This window comes from Bradyrhizobium sp. CIAT3101 (assembly GCF_029714945.1).
In the GTDB taxonomy this organism is placed as follows: domain Bacteria; phylum Pseudomonadota; class Alphaproteobacteria; order Rhizobiales; family Xanthobacteraceae; genus Bradyrhizobium.
Genome location: NZ_CP121634.1, coordinates 7,811,551 through 7,831,394, shown reverse-complemented (window position 1 = coordinate 7,831,394; position 19,844 = coordinate 7,811,551). Strand labels below are relative to the sequence as shown.

Annotated in this window: 19 protein-coding genes; 11 read left to right on the top strand and 8 right to left on the bottom strand. The window is 62.6% G+C overall.

All coding sequences use genetic code 11. The features are described 5' to 3' along the window. Positions 1 to 7 precede the first annotated feature (7 nt). Entirely contained in the window at positions 8 to 991 is a 984-nt protein-coding gene (locus tag QA645_RS36520) for a DUF3592 domain-containing protein (RefSeq protein ID WP_283046015.1), read from the top strand. Positions 992 to 1,190: 199 nt separating this feature from the next. Here the strand turns inward: QA645_RS36520 and QA645_RS36515 are convergent, their stop codons facing one another. Beyond that, positions 1,191 to 1,997 carry an N-formylglutamate amidohydrolase gene (locus tag QA645_RS36515; protein WP_283046014.1) on the bottom strand — a complete coding sequence of 269 codons (807 nt, stop codon included), beginning with the start codon at positions 1,995 to 1,997 and terminating at the stop codon, positions 1,191 to 1,193. A gap of 92 nt (positions 1,998 to 2,089) precedes the next feature. Between QA645_RS36515 and QA645_RS36510 the strand changes: the two genes are divergently transcribed. The 3 genes from QA645_RS36510 to QA645_RS36500 all read left to right on the top strand — a co-directional run bounded on the left by QA645_RS36510 (position 2,090) and on the right by QA645_RS36500 (position 4,710). Next, positions 2,090 to 3,001 (top strand): transglutaminase family protein, encoded by a 912-nt coding sequence (locus QA645_RS36510; protein WP_283046013.1) that lies wholly within the window; start codon positions 2,090 to 2,092, stop codon positions 2,999 to 3,001. A 291-nt stretch (positions 3,002 to 3,292) separates the two neighbouring features. Then, entirely contained in the window at positions 3,293 to 4,234 is a 942-nt protein-coding gene (locus QA645_RS36505; protein ID WP_283046012.1) for an IS110 family transposase, read from the top strand. Positions 4,235 to 4,311: 77 nt separating this feature from the next. Continuing rightward, positions 4,312 to 4,710 carry a gamma-glutamylcyclotransferase family protein gene (locus QA645_RS36500; protein ID WP_254134275.1) on the top strand — a complete coding sequence of 133 codons (399 nt, stop codon included), beginning with the start codon at positions 4,312 to 4,314 and terminating at the stop codon, positions 4,708 to 4,710. Here the strand turns inward: QA645_RS36500 and QA645_RS36495 are convergent. Next, a complete protein-coding gene (locus QA645_RS36495) occupies positions 4,707 to 5,270 on the bottom strand; it encodes a chlorite dismutase family protein (RefSeq protein WP_283046011.1) in 564 nt (187 codons plus the stop codon). The genes QA645_RS36500 and QA645_RS36495 overlap by 4 nt on opposite strands. 188 nt (positions 5,271 to 5,458) lie before the next feature. On the opposite strand from QA645_RS36495, the gene dnaG reads away from it, so the two are divergent. Both dnaG and rpoD read left to right on the top strand, forming a co-directional pair. Then, positions 5,459 to 7,477 (top strand): DNA primase, encoded by a 2,019-nt coding sequence (dnaG, locus tag QA645_RS36490; protein WP_283053490.1) that lies wholly within the window; start codon positions 5,459 to 5,461, stop codon positions 7,475 to 7,477. Between the two features lie 378 nt (positions 7,478 to 7,855). Further along, the gene (rpoD, locus tag QA645_RS36485) at positions 7,856 to 10,003 is read left to right on the top strand and encodes an RNA polymerase sigma factor RpoD (RefSeq protein ID WP_254195528.1); all 2,148 of its coding nucleotides are present in this window, start codon (positions 7,856 to 7,858) and stop codon (positions 10,001 to 10,003) included. Positions 10,004 to 10,070: 67 nt separating this feature from the next. Here the strand turns inward: rpoD and QA645_RS36480 are convergent, their stop codons facing one another. Beyond that, a complete protein-coding gene (locus QA645_RS36480) occupies positions 10,071 to 10,346 on the bottom strand; it encodes a hypothetical protein (RefSeq protein WP_283046010.1) in 276 nt (91 codons plus the stop codon). Between the two features lie 149 nt (positions 10,347 to 10,495). Between QA645_RS36480 and QA645_RS36475 the strand changes: the two genes are divergently transcribed. From QA645_RS36475 to QA645_RS36465, 3 genes are all read left to right on the top strand, one after another. Continuing rightward, positions 10,496 to 11,077 carry a hypothetical protein gene (locus tag QA645_RS36475; protein WP_283046009.1) on the top strand — a complete coding sequence of 194 codons (582 nt, stop codon included), beginning with the start codon at positions 10,496 to 10,498 and terminating at the stop codon, positions 11,075 to 11,077. Further along, positions 11,074 to 12,273, top strand: coding sequence for an ImmA/IrrE family metallo-endopeptidase (locus QA645_RS36470; RefSeq protein WP_283046008.1), 1,200 nt, complete (start codon positions 11,074 to 11,076; stop codon positions 12,271 to 12,273). The genes QA645_RS36475 and QA645_RS36470 overlap by 4 nt, the downstream gene beginning before the upstream one ends. A 388-nt stretch (positions 12,274 to 12,661) precedes the next feature. Continuing rightward, positions 12,662 to 13,039, top strand: a complete 378-nt coding sequence (locus tag QA645_RS36465; RefSeq protein WP_283046007.1) for a DCC1-like thiol-disulfide oxidoreductase family protein — start codon at positions 12,662 to 12,664, stop codon at positions 13,037 to 13,039. 68 nt (positions 13,040 to 13,107) lie between these two features. On the opposite strand, the gene QA645_RS36460 is transcribed toward QA645_RS36465, so the two are convergent. The 5 genes from QA645_RS36460 to QA645_RS36440 all read right to left on the bottom strand — a co-directional run bounded on the left by QA645_RS36460 (position 13,108) and on the right by QA645_RS36440 (position 18,532). Then, the gene (locus tag QA645_RS36460) at positions 13,108 to 14,088 is read right to left on the bottom strand and encodes a catalase family peroxidase (protein ID WP_283046006.1); all 981 of its coding nucleotides are present in this window, start codon (positions 14,086 to 14,088) and stop codon (positions 13,108 to 13,110) included. A 147-nt stretch (positions 14,089 to 14,235) separates the two neighbouring features. Continuing rightward, a complete protein-coding gene (locus QA645_RS36455; protein ID WP_283046005.1) occupies positions 14,236 to 15,936 on the bottom strand; it encodes an alpha/beta hydrolase domain-containing protein in 1,701 nt (566 codons plus the stop codon). Between the two features lie 13 nt (positions 15,937 to 15,949). Continuing rightward, a complete protein-coding gene (locus tag QA645_RS36450; protein WP_283046004.1) occupies positions 15,950 to 16,468 on the bottom strand; it encodes a hypothetical protein in 519 nt (172 codons plus the stop codon). Positions 16,469 to 16,814: 346 nt separating this feature from the next. After that, positions 16,815 to 17,051, bottom strand: a complete 237-nt coding sequence (locus QA645_RS36445) for a hypothetical protein (protein ID WP_254134265.1) — start codon at positions 17,049 to 17,051, stop codon at positions 16,815 to 16,817. Positions 17,052 to 17,593: 542 nt separating this feature from the next. Then, complete coding sequence (locus tag QA645_RS36440; protein WP_283046003.1) at positions 17,594 to 18,532, bottom strand: OmpA family protein; 939 nt, start codon at positions 18,530 to 18,532, stop codon at positions 17,594 to 17,596. Here QA645_RS36440 and QA645_RS36435 point away from each other — a divergent pair. Beyond that, positions 18,525 to 18,905, top strand: coding sequence for a hypothetical protein (locus tag QA645_RS36435; RefSeq protein ID WP_283046002.1), 381 nt, complete (start codon positions 18,525 to 18,527; stop codon positions 18,903 to 18,905). The genes QA645_RS36440 and QA645_RS36435 overlap by 8 nt on opposite strands. Continuing rightward, entirely contained in the window at positions 18,899 to 19,705 is an 807-nt protein-coding gene (locus QA645_RS36430) for a lytic murein transglycosylase (protein WP_254134263.1), read from the top strand. Before QA645_RS36435 ends, QA645_RS36430 begins: the two co-directional genes overlap by 7 nt. Positions 19,706 to 19,844: the final 139 nt, after the last annotated feature.

The following is a 19,844-nucleotide window of genomic DNA, read 5'->3' as shown; positions in this document are numbered from 1 at the left end:
TATTGCCGTGCCGAATTTGCCCCCGCTCGTCTACGCGATGCTGCTCGCGCCGCTCGCGCTGATCCTGATTGCCGCCATTGTGAAGACCTGGCAGGCCCGTGAGGCACGGAGCTGGCCGCAGGTATCAGGCAAGGTCGTCACGTCAGTCGCGGAGGTGCGCGAGGTCAGGGTGTCCGACGACGAGCGCGAGGACGGCTACCGCATGGAGAGCCGCAACTTCGCCAATGTCGCTTACGAATATTCGGTGAGCGGCCGGAAACTGAGCTGCAACCGCATCTCGATCGGCGAGGACCTCGGCAATTTCCAGGTGGCCGAGAAGCTCGCGAAATACCCCGCCGGCAGCATCGTCATGGTCTACTACAATCCGCGCCATCCCGATCAGGCCGTGCTGGAGCGCGACCTGCCGAAGGGCCTGTGGGGCTGTCTCGGCATCGGCTCGGCGATTGTGGTCGCCATCATCTTCGGCTCGGCGTTCGGCCTCAACCAGAGCTACGCCTGGCTCGCGCATCACATCGGCCGGCCTGATTTGGCGGGCATGGTCGTGGGCTTCGGCGCGTTCGGCCTGGTCATCGCGCTGATGGCCTGGGCGGTGCGGCGGCAGGCCTCGATGGCGACGCGCTGGCCGGTGGTGCCGGGCACGATCAAGCTGTCGGAGATGGAAGAATACCACGAGGCGAGCGAGCCCGGCGAAGCCCGCGGTGCCGAGATGTTCGGCAAGCGCGTGACCTACACCTACAGCTACCAGAATGTCCGCTATACCAATGAATGCGCGCGGGTCGCGGCGGGCACGCCACAGGCCTCCAACAAGATGCTGGAGAAGCTGATGTCGCGCTACCAGGACGGCGCGACCGTGGAGGTCCACGTCAATCCCGACAACCCGGCCGAGGCGACGCTCGATGCCCGCGGCGACGGTCGCATCGCCTATGTGCTGTGGGGCATCGCCGCGATTTTTGCCGCGCTCGCGCTGTTCGTCGCGACACGGGGCGGTTGAGCTAAATCCTGGGCCGCATACTCCGCTGCGCTCCCTCCCCCCTTGCGGGGGAGGGCGGGGGAGAGGGGTAGCCAAGCAAAAGGTTTATGCGTCGTCGAAAGCCGCGCGCGCCGCAATGAGAGAGTCCCCGTGTGGTACCCCTCTCCCTAACCCTCCCCCGCAAGGGGGGAGGGAACACACCGCGTGTCGTGGCGACACCTCACCTTGTCAACAGCTCCGGCTTCAACTCCATCTCGATCTCCGCGAAGATCCTTGCCAGCCGCTCCGCCCATTGCTGCTGGCCGGATTGATCTGCGATCAGGTCCTGGCGGATCTCGATGCCGGTGTTGACGAGGCCGCGAGCCTCGCCGTGCACGGGGATGGTGTAGTCGCTGAGATCGCTCACCGCATAGGGCTCGTTGTCGCCGACGACGAGATCGCCCTCGGCGCGCAGATGCTTCAGCAACATCTGCGGCAGCACGGTGTCGCGGTTGTACAGCGCGCCGATGTGCCAGGGTCGCGCGACGCCTGCGTACACAGGCGTGAAGCTGTGCAGCGATACCAGCACGGTCGGCCGCCTGGCATGTATCCGGCTGTCGATCACCGCGTCGATGCGATGATGATAGGGCTCAAAGATCTCGCGCCGCCGCGCCGCGCGCTCGCTGTCGGAAATGCCCTCGTTGCGCGGGATGGTGGTCGCCTCCGATATCACGGGGATCGAGCTTGCGACGCCGGGCGACCGGTTGCAGTCGATCACGAGGCGCGAATAGCGCTGCGCGACGAGATGCGCGTTAAGCATGTTTGCAAGCCGATCGGCGACGCCGGCGATGCCGATGTCCCAGGCGATGTGCCGCATTAGCTCGCCTTCCGATACACCGAGATCGCCGAGCGCACGCGGCAGAATGCGGCCGTAATGGTCCGATGTGAGCAGGAAGGGCGATGTGCCTTCTGCATTCACCTCATGCACTGGCGGAATATCGCCTTGTCCCAGGAGTTGATCCGTCGCCTCGGCTGTGTTGAAAGCCATCCTGATTGCCTATGGAAAAAGCAGTCGCCCCGGAAATTGGGCAAAGAATCATTCACAATGGGTCTGCCCAAAATCACCATGATCTGCTGACGATGCCGCTGCTGACGATTCACCACAAGACCGAATATCGCTACAATCGTCCCGTGGCCTTCGGCGAACACAGGTTCATGCTGCGCCCAAGCGACGGCCATGATCTGCGCGTGCTTGACTCCAGGCTCATGATCTCGCCGCAGCCGATGTCGCTGCGCTGGATCCACGACGTGTTCGGCAATTCGGTGGCGATTGTTGATTTCGACGCGCGCGCGGACCGTCTGATCTTCGACTGGCACGTCACCGTCGAGCACAATCCGGTGGAAGAGTTCGCGCTGACGCCGGACGATCCCGCTTACTTCTATCCTTTCGTCTATGACGACGCGGAATTGCCGGATCTCGTCCAGTACATCACGCCGCAATATCCCGATCCCGGCGGCAGGATCGCGGAGTGGGTACGCGGTTTTTTCGATGAAGATGCGCCGGCGCCGAGCTTTTTGCTGCTGAGCCGCATCACACACGCCATCCGCAAGCAGTTCAACTACCAAAGGCGTCACGAACCCGGTACGCAGACCCCGTTCGACACCTTGCGGTTGGGCACCGGCACCTGCCGCGACTACGCGCTGTTCATGATCGAGGCGCTGCGCCGTCTCGGCATCGCCGCGCGCTTCGTCTCCGGCTACATCTTCGTGCCCGAAGACATCGCGCAGCACCATGTCGGCGGCGGCTCGACTCATGCCTGGGTGCAGGTCTATCTGCCGAGCGCGGGCTGGATCGAGTTCGATCCCACCAACGGCATCGTCGGCACCCGCGACCTCATCCGCGTCGCGGTCGCCCGCGACCCGCGTCAGGCCATCCCGCTGCACGGCATCTATATCGGCACGCAGGACGCTTTCGATGTCATGGAGGTGAACATCAGCGTGGTCTCGGACGAGGAACGCAGCAGCGCGGAGCTTGAGGCGGAGCCTTTGTAGGCGAGGGTACGCCGACCTCTGCATCGTCGTCCCGGCGAAGGCCGGGACCCATACCGCGGAATCTATCGATGCGGATGGTCGGAGTACCGGACGACGACTCTTCGCCAAACTTCTCCCTGTGGCTATGGGTCCCTGTGTCTTTGAAGTCTGTCAGGATGGGTTGGGCGGGAAGCCGTTGGGTCCTTGGCGCTTGACGCCGTGAGCCGGCTCGGCCTCCCGCCCGTTCCATTACCAACCTGAACAGTTGCACGAGGCTGCGGCAACAGACCTCGCATCACAGGGACAGGCACCGTGATCATACCTCTTCGTTACGTCGGAATCGACGTCTCCAAAAAGCATCTCGATATCTTTGATGAAGCTGACGGTGTGCCCAGGCGCATCGCCAACGCGGCACAGGCCATCACACAGCAGGTGGCGCGTTGGCGATGCGATGCGCTGATCGTCTTCGAGGCCACGGGTACCTATGACCTCGCGCTTCGCGAGGCCCTGGGCCAGGCCGGTGTCCGCTTCGCCCGGATCAATCCGGCTCGAGCTCGCGATTTTGCGCGGGCCAGCGGCCAACTTGCCAAAACCGACCCGATCGATGCACGGATGCTGGCGGCTTTTGGCCGGGTCATGCAGCCGGCAACCGAGCAGGCCGCCAATCCCGCCCGCAACGCCTTGTCGAGGCTTGCAAAACGGCGGGATCAGCTGGTTCTCATGCGCGCGCAGGAGAAGAACCGGCGCAGCGAGGCTGACGACCGCGCCATGGCCGAACGGATCAGCCGCCTTATCGAGGTTCTCGACGGCGAAGTTGCCGAGATCGAAGCCGACATCAAGGCGCTGACCAAGGCCGAGCCGGAGATCGCGGACGATGCAAAGTTGATCCGCTCGCTTCCGGGTGTGGGTCCCGTGGCTTGCATGCAGCTCATCTCGAAGATGCCGGAACTCGGACGTGTTGGTGCAAAACAGATCGCGGCACTCGCGGGCCTTGCCCCCTTCAACGTCGACAGCGGCGTCTTCCGTGGCAAACGCAAGATCGCCGGCGGTCGAAAGCGCGTTCGTGACGCCCTCTACATGGCTGCCCTCAACGCGGTTCGCCGGGCCGATCCGTTCAAGGCCTTCTACGCACGACTGCGACAGGCCGGCAAACCAGCCAAGCTCGCTCTCATTGCCGTCGCCAGGAAGCTCCTAACCGTCCTCAACGCCATGATGCGCGACAGGAAGCCCTACCTTCAGACCGGGCCGACATAACAGTTGCCGGCCTTCGCCGGGACGACAGGGGAAAATGCGGCTCTGTCGCTCCGCATCATTGCCAGCTATAGAGCCCCATGACCTCCGATCGTCTCTTCGTCTACGGCACCCTGATGCGCGGCTTCGATCATCCGATGGCGCGGCTGCTGGCGCAGCATGCGGATTTTCTGGGCGAGGCGAGCTGCCGCGGCCGGCTCGTGCTGGTGAAGCATTATCCGGGATTGCTGCTGTCCGACGCGCCGTCGGAGCTCGTGCACGGCGAGCTCTTCCGCTTGCGCGCCGGCGACGAGCTCTTGCGCGAGCTCGACATGTACGAGGCCTGCGGCGAGGGCTTTCCGGAGCCGACGGAATATCTGCGCCAGCTGATCGACGTGACCGGCGCCGACGGCGCGACCGCGCCGGCCTGGACTTACGTCTACAATTGGCCCGTCACCGATCTGCCGCACATCGAATCCGGCCGCTTCCTCGACCACTAAGCCGACAGCACTTCCTTCACCACGCGCACGTCGACCTCGCGCTCGACATAGCTCCACTCCTCGGTTTGCCTGAGCATGCCGACCAGCTCCTCGAACAGCGAGGCATGGGCGGGCGCGAACTCGAACCAGGTCAGGAAATCGAAGGGCTCGCCGAGGTCGCGGCAGTGATAGAGCTGGCGCGCGATTGCGGGCAGAAAACGAAGACTGCTGGCGATGTGGTGCGACTTGTCTTCAAAGATCTCGCGGCGTTCTTCTTGCGTCAGATCCCACCATGCCTGCGACTTGCGGATCGGGATCAGCGCCGCGCTGGTTGCTTCCAATCGGCCGAGGCCGGCCTGCACGCTCACGAGCTGCTCCTTCTCGGCGCGCTCGGTGTAGCGCAAGCTGCTGGGTACACCGACCAGGCGCCAGGCATTGCGCGAGGGGACCAACGGCAACGCCACGGCCTCGCTGTCGTTGACCGACAGCGCCGGCATGAAGGGCAGGGGCTCGCCCGTCACAGGCGACATCGAGGTCACCCGCCAGCCCCCGCTATGGCCACCCCGAAAGGTCCTGAACATGGCCCATGGAAGCGTGGAACCGGCCGGGGTTCAAGCTTTTCCCGTCATTCCGGGCCCGCGCATCGCGCCGGAAAGGGCTGTGAACAGCGCGTATAATCCTGACAAACCTGACTTTTGGCCGGCCCGCGCCTATATCCCTGATCCTTCGCCCGACTCACTTCGGTTCGCGCTACACACAGCCCATGGCCATCCGCTTCACGCCCCAATTCCTTGACGAGCTGCGCGCCCGGCTTTCGGTCTCCGAGGTCGTGGGCAAGCGCGTCAAGCTGAAGAAGGCCGGACGGGAGTGGAAGGGGCTGTCGCCGTTCCAGCAGGAAAAGACGCCGTCCTTCTACGTCAACGACCAGAAGGGTTTTTATCACGACTTCTCCTCCGGCAAGCACGGCGACATCATCACCTTCGTGATGGAGACCGACGGCCTGCCGTTTGCCGAGGCGGTCGAGCGGCTCGCCGGCATGGCCGGCCTGGCGCTGCCGGCGGTGACGCCGGATGCGGCGCGGCACGAGCAGCGGCGCCGCACGCTGCACGACGTCATGGAGCTCGCGGCGAAATTCTTCTCCGAGACATTGGCCTCGCGTGTCGGTGCGAAGGCGCGCGGCTATCTCGCGGACCGCGCGATCTCGCCGGCGACGCAATTGCAGTTTCGGCTGGGCTATGCGCCGCCGCCGCCGGAGCGTTTTGCGCTGAAGGAGCATCTCGGCAAGCTCGGCGTGTCCGTCGAGGACATGATCGAGACCGGGCTGCTCGTTGCCGGCAACGACATCCCGGTGCCCTACGATCGCTTCCGCGATCGCGTGATGTTTCCGATCACCGACTTGCGCGGCCGCGTCATTGCGTTCGGCGGACGCGCGCTGGAGAAGGACGTCCCGGCCAAATATCTGAACTCGCCGGAGACGCCGCTCTTCCACAAGGGCGACAATCTCTACAATCACCAGACCGCGCGCAAAGCCACCCATGACGGCAGCGCGCTGATCGTGGTCGAAGGCTATGTCGACGTCATCGCCATGGTCACCGCGGGCTTTGCAGGCGCCGTCGCGCCGCTCGGCACTGCGCTGACCGAAAACCAGCTCGCGCTGCTGTGGAAGATGGCGGACGAGCCGATCCTCTGCTTCGACGGCGACCGCGCCGGACAGAAGGCCGCGTATCGCGCCGCCGATCTCGCGCTGCCGTTTCTCGCGCCAGGCAAGAGCCTGCGTTTTGCGCTGCTGCCGGAGGGGCAGGACCCCGACGATCTCGCGCGCTCCGGCGGTCGTGGCGCGATCGAGGAGGTGATCGCGGCCGCGCGTCCACTCGCCGACATGATCTGGTCGCGCGAGCTCGAAGGCGGCAATTTCGCCACGCCCGAGCGCCGCGCGGCGCTGGAAGCGCGCATCAAGGAATTGTCCAACGGCATCCGCGACGAGGTGGTCCGGCGCTATTACCGCGACGAGTTCGTCGAGCGGCTCCAGCGCGCCTTCTCGCCCGATGGAGGTCGCGGCGGCTTCGCCGGCCGGGGCAATTTCCGCCAGGGGGGCGGCGGCCGCCCGTTCCAGCCCCGCGGCGGGGGGCAGGCGAATCGATTCGGCGGTCAGGGATTCGGTGGAGGCCGCCGCGGCCCGCCCGGTCCGACCCCGCTCCCCTCCGGCCCCTACCAGGCGGCGAGCCCCCAGCTTGCGGCCAGCCCGATCATGCGGGGCCAGCGCAGCGCCATTTCGCGCCGCGAAGCCCTGATCCTGCAAAGCCTGATCAACCACCCCTGGCTGCTGGATGATCACCTCGAAGAGGTGGCCGCCCTGGAGTTCGCCCACCCCGAGGCCCACAAGCTCAGGGCCGGCATCATCGCCGCGTTTGCCAACGACCATCACCATTCGCCCGACCCCGGCGAGCAGGCCGAAAAGATGCGGGCCGATATCGAGAAGGGCGGATTTGCGCAGCTTCTTCAAAGGGTTGAGGGTGGCATCACCACCGCGGCGGTGTGGGGCGCCCGCGAGGGCGCGGCCCGCGACGACGTTCTTGCCACCTGGCACCAGCTTGTTGCCTTGCATCGGCAATACCATTCACTACTTAGAGAGCTGAAGGACGCCGAGCTGGCCTTGGGGGAGGACCCCAGCGAGGCCAATTTGGCGTGGCTGCGTGACGTCAAGGCCCGGCTGGCCGAGGTCGACGGTACCGAGGCCCTGATCGAGGGTTTTGGCGAGCTGTCGGGCCGGTTCCAGAAGAGCGTGTGATGAAAGAATCATGCGGACGGCTGAGGCCGGAACCGCTAAAAGACTCGCCAAATCCAAGGTTTGGCGGCAAAAACAGGGTTAATCGAGGCTTAACGGTCTTGTAGCACTTTGGCCCCCAGGCGGCCGCAGGCAGAACAGACGCGTCAGGAATGAATCCGCGCAATAGCTGTTGGCACTTCACCTGCATCCGCTGCGACAAAGAGGCTCACGAAGCGTTAGGCAAATCCGGCGAGAGAAAGGTCGGGGTGGCGAGATGTGTGCGCGCCGCCCTTTCCGTGTCGAGATCTGACGAAGCGAGAGCGTCGAACAACAGGTTCAAGTGAATTCACGCGGGCGGGCCGGTGTGCCCACTGCATGAAGCGCGTTTAGGAGCAATGGATGGCCACCAAGGCAAAGACGCTGCAGGCGAAGGACAAGGAAAAAGACGACAAGGCAGCGGACGCGCCGGAGAAGGACTCCCAGGACGCGCCGTCTCCCTTGCTCGATCTGTCCGACGCGGCAGTGAAGAAGATGATCAAGCAGGCCAAGAAGCGCGGCTTCGTGACCTTCGATCAGCTCAATGAAGTTTTGCCGTCCGACCAGACCTCGCCCGAGCAGATCGAGGACATCATGTCCATGCTCTCGGACATGGGCATCAACGTCACCGAAGCCGACGATAGCGAAGGCGAGGAAGACAAGGACGAGGGCGGCGAGGACGAGACCGACAACGAGCTCGTCGAGGTCACCCAGAAAGCCGTCACCGAGGTCAAGAAGAGCGAGCCGGGCGAACGCACCGACGACCCCGTCCGCATGTATCTGCGCGAAATGGGCACCGTCGAGCTGCTCTCGCGCGAAGGCGAAATCGCCATCGCCAAGCGCATCGAGGCCGGCCGCGAGGCGATGATCGCGGGCCTCTGCGAAAGCCCGCTGACCTTCCAGGCCATCATCATCTGGCGCGACGAGCTCAACGAAGGAAAGATCTTCCTTCGCGACATCATCGATCTCGAAGCAACCTATGCCGGCCCCGATGCCAAGGCGGGCATGAACACCGCGATGATCGCCGGTCCCAATGGCGAGAACGGCGAAGCGTCGGCCGAAGGTGGCCAGCCTGCCGCCGACGGGGCGCCCGCGCATGTCGCGCCGCCCGCAGCGCCCCCGTCGCCGACCCCGTTCCGCGCCGCGCAGCCCGCCCCCGGCGCTGCGCCGGGTGGCGAGGACAAGGATCCGGGCGAAGCCGCCGCCGAAGCCGACATGGACGAGGACGACGAGTTCGAGAACCAGATGTCGCTTGCGGCGATCGAGGCCGAGCTCAAGCCGAAGGTCGTCGAGATCTTCGACAAGATCGCCGACAGCTACAAGAAGCTGCGCAAGCTTCAGGAGCAGGACATCCAGAACCAGCTCCAGAACGAGTCGCTCTCGCCGCACCAGGAGCGCAAGTACAAGAAGCTGAAGGACGAGATCATCGTCGAGGTGAAGTCGCTGCGCCTGAACCAGGCCCGTATCGACTCGCTGGTCGAGCAGCTCTACGACATCAACAAGCGCCTCGTCTCGCATGAGGGCCGCCTGATGCGCCTCGCCGACAGCCACGGCGTCGCCCGCGAAGATTTTCTGCGCAACTACACCGGTTCTGAATTGGACCCGCGCTGGCTCAACCGGGTGTCAAAACTCTCGGCCAAGGGCTGGAAGAACTTCGTCCATCACGAGAAGGACCGGATCAAGGATCTGCGTCACGAGGTGCATCAGCTCGCCGCGCTGACCGGCCTCGAGATCGTCGAGTTCCGCAAGATCGTGCACTCCGTGCAGAAGGGCGAGCGCGAAGCCCGCCAGGCCAAGAAGGAGATGGTGGAAGCCAACCTCCGTCTCGTGATCTCGATCGCCAAGAAATACACCAACCGCGGCCTGCAATTCCTCGACCTGATCCAGGAAGGCAATATCGGCCTGATGAAGGCCGTCGATAAGTTCGAATACCGCCGCGGCTACAAGTTCTCGACCTACGCGACGTGGTGGATCCGGCAGGCGATCACCCGCTCGATCGCCGACCAGGCGCGCACCATCCGCATCCCCGTGCACATGATCGAGACGATCAACAAGATCGTGCGCACGAGCCGCCAGATGCTCAACGAGATCGGCCGCGAGCCGACCCCGGAAGAACTGGCCGAGAAGCTCGGCATGCCCCTGGAGAAGGTCCGCAAGGTCCTGAAGATCGCTAAGGAGCCGCTCTCGCTCGAAACGCCGGTCGGTGACGAAGAGGATTCACACCTCGGCGATTTCATCGAGGACAAGAACGCGATCCTGCCGATCGACGCCGCGATCCAGTCGAACCTGCGCGAAACCACCACGCGCGTGCTCGCCTCGCTCACCCCGCGCGAAGAGCGCGTACTCCGCATGCGCTTCGGCATCGGCATGAACACCGACCACACGCTGGAAGAAGTCGGCCAGCAGTTCTCGGTGACGCGCGAACGTATTCGCCAGATCGAGGCGAAGGCGCTGCGCAAGCTGAAGCATCCGTCGCGGTCAAGGAAGCTGCGGAGCTTCTTGGATAATTGATAAGTAAAACGAAAGGCCGCCAAATTGGGCGGCCTTTTTCTTGTACTTTGTACTTCGGCGAGTTGAATTATGCGGCCTTCTTGATCCGCGTGTTGATCCAATCCCAGGCTTCCTGCGACAGCCAGCCGTTGTAGTCGGACGTCACGCCGATGATCAGCATGCTGTCGTTCTGGTCGACATGGGACTTCAGCAGTTCCCAAATGGCCGCGGAACTGCGGTTCGTGTCGACCAGCCAAGTCGAGCCGAGATAGTGCCACCAGGCTCCACAAGACTTGATGGCATCGTACAGGCCAGAATAGTCGCGTCCAGGCTTCTTCAAGTCGTAGTTGATTGCGTAGATCATGCTAGGTTTTCCTGATTTGGGTGCCGGCGTCGATCGCCGGATACCCAAAAAGGCTCCTGTTTCAACAGGATCAGACAAGCCGAAAAAAATTTCCAGATCTTGTCCGAGCGGACGCTGCTCTGGAGCACTAGGCTCCAAAGGACGGTTTTATGGCGATAACCAGCGTATCCGCACCCGACGGTATGCTGCCGGTGGCGGAAGTCACCGAGCGTCTGGCGCACCTGTCCGATGCAGACCTTCTGCGCATCAGGCGGGCTTCGCAGTATTTGTGTTATGGAGGAGCGCGGCCAGCTGACGAACTGCGGCAAGAGGCCTTCCGACGCGCTCTCGATGGAACGAGGAAATGCCGTTGCAATCTGGGCATCGTTCAGTTCCTCATTGGTGCGATGCGAAGCATCGCCTCATCGGATCGTAAGACACAAAGTAAGAGGCCAGCTCTCTCAGTGGTGTCGCGGGTCGGCGAGGGCGCCGCGCTGGAAATTCGAGACCCCCGCCTCAGCCCGGAAGATTTGGCGCTCAAGCAAGAAATGACCGCTGTAATTCGGAATGCGGTACGTCTCTTGTTCGAAGGCGATGTGGTTGGTCAAACATTAGTCGACGGACTAATGGAGGGGATGGAAGGTCAAGAATTGCGAGAGCTTGTTGGTTTGGATGAGGTGGCCTTCGCATCAAAGCGTCGCTCCGTTCGTCGTCGCATCGACAGGGCGTTTCCAAAAGGGTGGGTCCAATGACCACCAAGACCCAAAGCGAACATCTCGACCTTCTCGTTGAGGAGTTCTTGTCGGAGCTTGAGATGCTTTCCGACGCTGAAGTCGTGTCTGAAGCAGCAGAAGATTTCGACGATCTCGATGCTGTCGTTCAGGCTCTGCGAGCAGAGGTTCAATCCGCTAAAGCCCATGTTGCAAAGGCAACGTTGGCGGCCGCACGCTCTGCTGCTGCAAGTCATAAGGAAACTGCGGCTGAAACTAAAATGGATATTGAGCGAGCCAAGAAACTGTTTGATGAATTTATATCGGCAGAGTCTGGCAGGTCTCGCTTTACTATGGCCGCGCGAAAAGGAAATGCTGGTTCTCAGGCTGACGTTATGAGTGCGCTCTCTGATTTTTGTCAGCTCCTTAGCTGTTCTCACGCTGTTCCTCGTCTAAGCTTCGGAGACGCACCAAAAGCTGAGCATCTTTTGAAGTCTCTAGGTGTATCTGAGCCGGAAGAAATAGATGTGGAAGCCATCGCTTGGCACCTGGGCGCAACCGTTCGATACGCTCCACTAGAAGGTTGTGAAGCAAGGATTATTGGGGCTGATGATTCAGCAGTTATAACTGTAAACAGCGCTTCGTCTGCCCAACGGCAGCGTTTCTCGGTTTGTCATGAGCTCGGTCATTGGATTTACCACCGTCGTCGTATGCTTTTTTGCCAAGGCGACGAGATCGAGAGGCCTAGCCCAGAAGCGGCAAATATGGAGCGCGCAGCGGACCGCTTTGCGTCCGAACTCCTCATGCCGGACTTCTTATTTAGGCCTATTTCCGGTGAATTTGGGCGCCCTACAATGGCTGCAGTACGCAAGTTGGCCGGACGATTTAACGTAAGCCAAACGGCGGCTGCGATTAGATTGGTCGAGACAAATCATGCACCGATATTGCTAATCTGCCATGGCCAGAATGGACGGAAGTGGTTCGCCCGGTCGTCAGCTGTGACTAGTGACTGGTTTCCCAAGAGCGAACTCAGTCCTGAAAGCTCTGCTTTTACGATGATTTATGGGAAGGCCCCTGATGCGATGCCCGCCAAATCAGTTAGCGCTTCTACCTGGTTTGCTAGAGCTGATGCATCAAGGTACGAGGTTGTCGAAGAATCTATAAGGGTTGCTAGCCGCGAGGTTTTGACCCTCTTGGTTTTTAAGAATCCCGGTGAGTTGTCGCGGCAGCTCGCCTAGGTGGACCGTTTCTCGGTCGATCTGCTCCAGTACTGGCGAAGCTGTTCGAAATCGGATGGCAATTGAGGTTGTGCGCCACCCACGTTCCCGCAGACGTATCTGGATTGCTTCGTTGCGCTCGCAATGATGTGGATGGAGCCGAAGCCAAATTCTTTTCCGTCCCAATCCGTTCGATCCGCTCGATCTCCAGCCCCGGCCTCCCGCTCTTTTCCGCGATCTCGCGGTCCTGCTCCCTAATGAAGTTGCGCGCGGGTTATTCGCAGTCAAGGCCGCCGAGCAATTTGGCGGGCCTAGGTCGGTCGCTTTCCTTGCGCCTAAATATCGGCAACCTTTAGAAGGTTTATCCGGCTTTCTCTCGGACTATACTTCCGACGCGAAAGGCGTATCGATGTCACCCCACTTCACCGTCTGGTACAACACCCGCTGCCCCGTCTGCGACGCCGGCATCGACTGGCAGCGCAACAAGCTGCTGGCTCTGGTGCGGGCGGGCACGGTTGAGTTCAAGGACATCAACGAACAGCCCGATGCGCTGGCGCGCTTTGGCGCCTCGCTCGATGACATCAGGCGGCGCCTGCATGCGACCGATGAGGCCGGGCAGCTCATCGTCGGCGCGGATGTCGCGATTGCGCTGTGGCGGCTAACGCCAGGGGAGGGATGGCTTGCGGCGCTGTTCGGCAACCGCGTGGCGCTGCCGTTCACCCGGTTCTTCTATGACCGGTTTGCCGATCTGTTGTTTGCCTGGAATAGGTGGTGCGGGCGCTGGTGAGCGCCGCGCCACCTATTTCTTCTTCGCCCCTCTGGGAGTTGAGGTCACTTCGCAAACAACCCGGACCGTCAGGGATTGCGCCGCGAGAACGAGATGGCATAGGCGCCGTTGCGGACATCGACCATCGGATCGTCGGACTGCTCGATCCCGTCGGTGAGTTGGCCCGGCAGGAACAGAAGCTTCTTCTGCGCCTCGTCGCTATCAGCCACGGCCTTGTCGATCGTCAGCGTGCCGAGTTCGACCAGCTTGCGATCGTCAGGCCAGGGCTTTGACGGGTCCTTGGTGGAATCGCCGGCCGCGGCCAGTTGCGCCTTGAAGTGGAAAACCACCGGTCCCTGCTTCAGGCGGGCGGGCAGTTCCTCCATCAGGAAGTCCGGCGCCTTCTTCGCAGCCTCCGCCTTGTCGAGGTGCACGATCTTCTCGGGGATCATCTGATAGCGGATGGCCTGTCGCTGGCCCGCTTTGTTGACGAACACGAACGCGTTGATGCCGAAATAGGCCTCATTGGCAAAACTGTCCGGCGTGGCGACCGTGGCCAAGGCGGCCGGGACGGTGGGATGGCTTGCCACGAACTGCTCGACCTTGGTCGGCTTGGCCGCGTCCGGCGGGCTCTGCGCGATCGCGGCGAGCAGGTCGCGAAACTCCTCGCTGGTCGACACGGGAAAGAATTTCAGCGAATTGATCACGATGTCCATGTCGCTGCCGTCGGGCAGGTGAAATTTCACCGCCAGGCCGTGCGGGTTGGCGTCGCCGGAGCCGTCAGGCAGCTTGGGCACGCCGGTGGAGTCCGAGAACCGCACAGTCACGGGAACCTCGGCGCCGCCGAAAAGCACAGCCTTGCTCAAGCCGGCGGCGTCCGCCGAGGCCTTGAATTTTCCTTCGGCCACGACGCCCTTGGCGTGATTAGCGCGAAAGCCGGCGTGGACGCCGAACACCTTGTTCATCTGGTCGACGAGCTGTTGCTCGACGGGCGCGTCCTCCGCACGCGGGGGGGCGGGGAAGGCCAGGCCGAACACGAACAGCGCGGCAACGAGCTTGCGGTTCATCATCGGGCGTTTCTCCTCTCATGATGCCTGCAACATAACAGCAAAAGTTGACGCATGAGCGACTTTCGCGAGGACCGCGACCGTGGGGCGGCAGGTCCGTAACGGGCCAAGATCGGCAATGCTCTTGACGGGTTCGTCGCCGTCGAGGGCTCAACGTGGCTCGGCATTCTCTGGTGCGGGCGCGAACAGGTTCGTCGACGCGGCTTCCTGAACGATCACTGCCGCGTCTTCCGGCAGCAGAAACCCGCGCGCCATCAGATCCTGGGCAGCGATCCGGATCCGGTTCACGTAATCGTCGCGGCCGTGATAGCGCTCTTCGATCGACAGGCGGGCGTCACCGGTACGCTCTCGTTCCGCTTTCGTCGCTGCGAATGGTGAGAAGGACCCGATCAGCATGCAGGTGAATGTCTGCGGCTGGTTCTGGGCGCCATTGGTGCCGGTCGGCACCGCGACATCCGGCAGCCGCACGCCGCCGAGCGCATTGCCGTCCTGATCGCGCTTCGGCACTTGTATCACTGCGGCGGACAGCCGAGCAGGGGCGCGCAGTGCAGGGGGCTCGCCGTCCGCGGTTTCGAGCGACATCAGTTCGCTCGCGGGCGGCTCGGTGCCGCGGCTGACCCAGGCATCAAGGTGCAGCAGGAGGGCCCGCGACAGCGGCGACCAATCGAGGCGGCCCGGCGCCAGTGTGCAGGCCGGTGCCTTGGGGGCCGGTACATGCGGGCCTCCCGCGATATCGTACATCCGCACATTGGCGGGCAGTGGCTGATCCGCGATTCCGGACGCGCCCGTTCGGCCGAGCGAAGCGCGCAGTGAATAGTAGTCCGTGGTGGAGTTCACGAGGATCATCCTTGGAGGCACCTCGCCGCGCGTCTCGACCTTGGCCGTGATCTCCCCGATCGTGAGCGGTCCGTCATTCACGCCGGGAAAATCCGGGTTGTCGAATGTGGGCGCCCCCTCGGCGCTCGACATTGGTCCAAGGCCGGTCTGCAGGATCGGAAGAAGGCCGGCGGCCGAGACGAACACATGCATTCCGTCGAAGACGCGCCGGTTGCCGATCATGTTGAAGCCGTTCAGGAGGAAGGTCTTCAGGAATCGTCCATCCTGGGACCTGCCGCTCGCGAGCACGCGATTGATCGCTCCCCTGAGCGGGTTGGGCGTTCCATCCTGGTCAGAAGCCGCATGCGCGAAGAAATCCGCGGCATCGCGGACGATCGCAAAGCCCACGCCCTCGACGAAGCGTGTCTTGCCATCGGCGTCAGCGAACGAAGGCAGGTCCGCACCCTGTCCAAGCTCCCAGAAAACCTCCGCAACCGCGAAGCCATGGTCCTGGAGAAAGCCGGTGCCCTGCTCCAGCGTGCCCGGGAGAAACCGCACATCGCGTGGCGAGTTGTAGATCGCCTCGGCCCAGACTTGCCCGCGGTTGGGTACGTCCACCAGCAACGCGCCGTTTTCCCCGCGCGGAGCCGCCGGCATCATGAGAATGATCTTCGCCGCGTAGTCGACGCGCCCACGTTCATTGCGCGGCGCCTTGTCGATCCCGGGGATGGCCTCTTGTGGCGACAGGTCGCCGCGGATCTTGCCCTGCCAGATCACATAGTCGCCGGCGCGAAATGTGCCGTAAGGCTGCTTCGACGTGAACTCGATCCGAGTCACTTCTGCGCTCGCTGGCCGCGTCGTCGAGGCCAGGCCGAACAAGCAAAATAGGAACATCACAATTCGCACGCTTCGACCGTGCGGCATGGGAATTCTCCATAGGGGATAGCGGCTGGTTTCGAGCACTTTGTGATCACGACATGCCGTATCAGAACGGACATGATGGACCGGCAACTTTTTCACCGGTCCATCGTCCATCGAGAAGGCCTTCTCACTCCATCCAATAGTCGATGTCCGTCTGATTGGCATTGATGGCGGCCTTCGGCTCGGACGGGCCATGACTGCTGATGATGCCACGTATTCCGGCGAGGCTACCCGTGCCGCCGGTAATGACGCCCGATGTCATGTTCGTAAGCTTCCCATCTCCACTGCTTTGAGCGACCAGAGATGTCCTGACAAAAAACTTCTCTCCGTTCTCCAGTATCCAAACGTTGTAGATGAGAGCTGGACCGTTGTTGTCGATGTAATCAGACATGCCGCGTGTCCACTGCTCCTTCAACCTCGAACCGTTGATGAGGGGGGCATCGTCACCATAGGTCCGCCGAATTTCGAAGAGCCGAGCTTGATGTCCGGGAATGTCGCCAACGTCGATGACGTGTTGTTGGGTGTATACGGTCTGAGTTGCCGGCGTATCATAGCTGACGTGGTGCTTTTGCTGCGCAACGGCCGCCGGCGCGGTTAGCGCCATTGCGAGAGTAATCGTCATTCCAAGCGCGATATTGCGATACATCCGTGACCTCTCATGCTGGAATCCCCCCAACGTGAAGATATCGGCGGACGTTGCTGAAAATTCCCTCATCAACCGGTCGTGACCGGGCCCCAACCAAAGCTGATTTCACCGCGCTTTTCCGAGGTGTCATAAATTAGATTGATCGCCGGCTTTGCTGCGAGCGATTTCGCCCATCAATCTTTTTTGGCTGCGCCTTAACGAGGCCGCGTCCTGGTTTGTGGACCGGCGAGGAGGTCCGTCAATGCAGGCCTATTGAGGGGGGCCAGAGCCTCTACAAACGAAAACGGCGGACCGAGGCCCGCCGTTTTTGTCTGTGCAGTCGCTGCGCGCGTCTCACGGGCGCAGCTTATTTCTTCTTCGCCCCGACCCGCTCGATCCGCTTGATCTCGAGCGCGGGGCGGCCGCCCTTCTCCGCGATCTCGCGGTCCTGCTCCATGATGAAGTTGCGCGCGGGTTCGTCGCCGTCGAGGCCGCCGAGCAATTCGCTGGGCACGCGGCGGTTGGAGCGTTGGGAATCGTCTTCATAGAAGACGTTGAAAAAGGCGAATTCGCCTTTGGGATTGGTTCCGGGTTTTTTGGCCATGGCGGCTTGTCGTCGATCAGGGCGCCGCAGTCAAATGACTTCGACAGCCGCCGGCATCAATCCGGCCGCCTTCTGCACAATCATTTGGTGATTTGTTGGCCCGATCGGAGCGCCAGGCGTCCGGAAGGTCCGATGCGACCCCGACCTCAATAAACGGCGGGCCGATAAGCCCGCCGTTTATTTTTGGTCGTCAGCGTCGCCCGGGGCTGGCAGGGCAACAACCTGAGATAGAAGGCTATCGCTTGCGCTCTGCGATGGCAAGATAAATCGTCACCGTGCTGATGTCGCAGCGAGCGCATCAGATATGCGGCGCATGTCGCTGCGGGTTCCCGCAATTCCGCAAAGCAGATGCTTGGATCATCGAAGCAGTTTGTTCATCTGGCGGTGCTCTCGCAGTGCAACGAGAGCGAGCATGCGTTGTAAGAAGTCATTGAGCTGCGAACTCGTGCCTGTTGCATGCACGTGATCTCATCCAGCGCATGCCGGCCAATGTCGTTCGTGCATTGCACACATCACATTGGTTGTGTGCTCTCTCCGTGGGATCACGGCGCTACGAGTTCCACGCGCCGGTTCAGCGCGCGGCCGGCGTCCGTTGCGTCGGAGCCGACCGGCGCCAGCAATCCGACGCCGGCGGTGCGCAGCCGCGCTTGCGCAATCCGGAAACTCTTCACCAGTTCCGCCGCGACCGCCTCCGCACGCCGCTTCGACAGATCGAGATTGTACTCATAGGCGCCCTGGCTGTCGGTGTGGCCGACGATGAAGACGTTGAGCTGAGGCTGGCCGGTCAGCAGCTTTGCGATCTGCTCCAGCGTCGGGCGGCTCTCCGGCTTCAGCACCGCCTTGTCGGTGTCGAAATAGATGCCGTAGAGCGCGATGTGGCCGGTTTCGCCAAGACCTTTCGCCATCGCCGCAGCGTCGACCATCTTGTTGGCGATGGCGCCCAGCTCGGCGATCGTGACCTGCGCGGTGATGTCCTGGTTGTTCTGGCTGACGATGACGCTCGCATAGGTCTCGCGGCCGCCTTCGGTCTTGCGCCCGGCAAAATAGCGATAGTTGAAGCCGTCGACCCACATCTGCGGGACCGGCAGCGTGTCGATGGACTCGGTGAAGGGAATGGCGCCGCAGGCGTCGGTGTCGCAGGCCAGCAGGGTCTCGTAGCCGGCTTTCGCCAGCTGCGTCTCGAAATTGCGGGAGACTTCGAGGATCGAGGGGCCGGGATTGGTGCGGTAGGCGATGCGGACAATGCGGCCCTCGAGCCGTCGCGCGTCGGTCGGCTGACCATCCCTGAAGGCGGCGGCCTGCATCCGCGTCGCGTCAAAATCCTTCACGACATAACCGGTGATGACGCTGCTGGTGAAGCGGCCGATGCCGGGATAGTCGCGGCTGCCGGCGACATCGCGCGTCTGCGCCGAGGCGGCCACGACATGGAGCGAGAGCAATGCGAGGACAGCAAGCATCCGGCGGGGAAGGGGCATGGTCATCTCGATCGGTTGGGGGACGGGGCGAGCGCTGCCCTTTAGTCGCGCGCTCGGCCTGTTCGGTTCTGGCGGGATCGGTTCAACCGGAGCAATCCGCCGACGGGGTGCGTGGCGCGAGCAGGCACTCACGCCGGAGTCTCCGATGCTGACACCATACGCCTGTTTTGCCCGACGGGTCAACTTGAATTCGGAAAAATCGTATTCGATCGTCGCGCGCCTACGGTGCATGGGATTGTTTTGCGATTTTCGTCTCAGTGCAGCTGGCCGCGGTCCCCAAGATGACCGGCTGCGTGCCGCTTTGACGCGAATCCAGTTCCCGGGCATGATCGCCCGCCGCCTTCCGCGCATGGTTCCTGAGGATTTCCCCGCATGTTGAGATACGCGCTCGCCGTCGCTTCGATCGTTTGCCTGGCCGGCGGTTCGGCCGAGGCCGCGCGCTGCGGCGGCGACTTCAACAGCTTCGTCGCCGGCATGACGGCGGAGGCGCAGGCCGCGGGCGTGTCGGCGGGCGTGACCAGCGCGGCGTTCGGCGGCATCACCCAGGATGGCGCCGTGCTCGCCTTCGACCGGCGCCAGCGCTACACGTTCAACAAGAGTTTTGAGCAGTACGTCTCGACCCGCGTCGGGCCCGGCCGCATCAATGGCGGTCGCGCACTGCTGCAGCGTCACGCCGCGCTGCTCTCGCGCATCGAGCAGCAGTTCGGCGTGCCCCGACAGATCCTGGTCGCGATCTGGGGCCTGGAGAGCGATTTCGGCAAGGGCGACATGGGCAAGCTGCCGGTGATCCGCACGCTTGCCACGCTCGCGCATGATTGCCGCCGCACCGAGCTGTTCCAGGGCGAACTGCTCGCCGCGCTCAAGATCGTGCAGCGCGGCGACCTGCCGCTGCGCGACCTGATCGGCGCCTATGCCGGCGAGATCGGCCAGACCCAGTTCCTGCCGTCGTCCTACATCAAGTATGGCGTCGATTTCGACGGCGACGGCCATGTCGACCTCCGCCACAGCGTCGCCGACGTGCTCGCCTCGACCGCGAACCTGCTCCACTCCAACGGCTTCAAGATGGGCCAGCCCTATGACGAAGGCTCGGCCAATTTCGACGCGATGCGCGAGTGGAACAGGGCGGTGATCTACCGCAAGACGATCGGGTATTTTGCAGATCGGCTGGTGGGGCAGTAGTTTCGCGAAAGTTCACTCCGCCGTCGTCCTGGCGAAAGCCAGGACCCATTACCCCAGGGAGGAGTTTGGCGACGACTAGCCGTCACGGATTTTCACTGAACAACTACCAACTTTCGCCAAACTGAACTCGGTGGCTATG

What these genes read in the sequence shown, in the direction of transcription:
- QA645_RS36515 (WP_283046014.1), bottom strand. Translation starts at nt 1,997, where the DNA reads ATGGCTTTCAACACAGCCGAGGCGACGGATCAACTCCTGGGACAAGGC.
- QA645_RS36510 (WP_283046013.1), top strand. Translation starts at nt 2,090, where the DNA reads ATGCCGCTGCTGACGATTCACCACAAGACCGAATATCGCTACAATCGT.
- QA645_RS36500 (WP_254134275.1), top strand. Translation starts at nt 4,312, where the DNA reads ATGACCTCCGATCGTCTCTTCGTCTACGGCACCCTGATGCGCGGCTTC.
- QA645_RS36495 (WP_283046011.1), bottom strand. Translation starts at nt 5,270, where the DNA reads ATGTTCAGGACCTTTCGGGGTGGCCATAGCGGGGGCTGGCGGGTGACC.
- rpoD (WP_254195528.1), top strand. Translation starts at nt 7,856, where the DNA reads ATGGCCACCAAGGCAAAGACGCTGCAGGCGAAGGACAAGGAAAAAGAC.
- QA645_RS36480 (WP_283046010.1), bottom strand. Translation starts at nt 10,346, where the DNA reads ATGATCTACGCAATCAACTACGACTTGAAGAAGCCTGGACGCGACTAT.
- QA645_RS36475 (WP_283046009.1), top strand. Translation starts at nt 10,496, where the DNA reads ATGGCGATAACCAGCGTATCCGCACCCGACGGTATGCTGCCGGTGGCG.
- QA645_RS36470 (WP_283046008.1), top strand. Translation starts at nt 11,074, where the DNA reads ATGACCACCAAGACCCAAAGCGAACATCTCGACCTTCTCGTTGAGGAG.
- QA645_RS36465 (WP_283046007.1), top strand. Translation starts at nt 12,662, where the DNA reads ATGTCACCCCACTTCACCGTCTGGTACAACACCCGCTGCCCCGTCTGC.
- QA645_RS36460 (WP_283046006.1), bottom strand. Translation starts at nt 14,088, where the DNA reads ATGATGAACCGCAAGCTCGTTGCCGCGCTGTTCGTGTTCGGCCTGGCC.
- QA645_RS36455 (WP_283046005.1), bottom strand. Translation starts at nt 15,936, where the DNA reads ATGGACGATGGACCGGTGAAAAAGTTGCCGGTCCATCATGTCCGTTCT.
- QA645_RS36450 (WP_283046004.1), bottom strand. Translation starts at nt 16,468, where the DNA reads ATGTATCGCAATATCGCGCTTGGAATGACGATTACTCTCGCAATGGCG.
- QA645_RS36445 (WP_254134265.1), bottom strand. Translation starts at nt 17,051, where the DNA reads ATGGCCAAAAAACCCGGAACCAATCCCAAAGGCGAATTCGCCTTTTTC.
- QA645_RS36435 (WP_283046002.1), top strand. Translation starts at nt 18,525, where the DNA reads ATGGTCATCTCGATCGGTTGGGGGACGGGGCGAGCGCTGCCCTTTAGT.
- QA645_RS36440 (WP_283046003.1), bottom strand. Translation starts at nt 18,532, where the DNA reads ATGACCATGCCCCTTCCCCGCCGGATGCTTGCTGTCCTCGCATTGCTC.
- QA645_RS36430 (WP_254134263.1), top strand. Translation starts at nt 18,899, where the DNA reads ATGTTGAGATACGCGCTCGCCGTCGCTTCGATCGTTTGCCTGGCCGGC.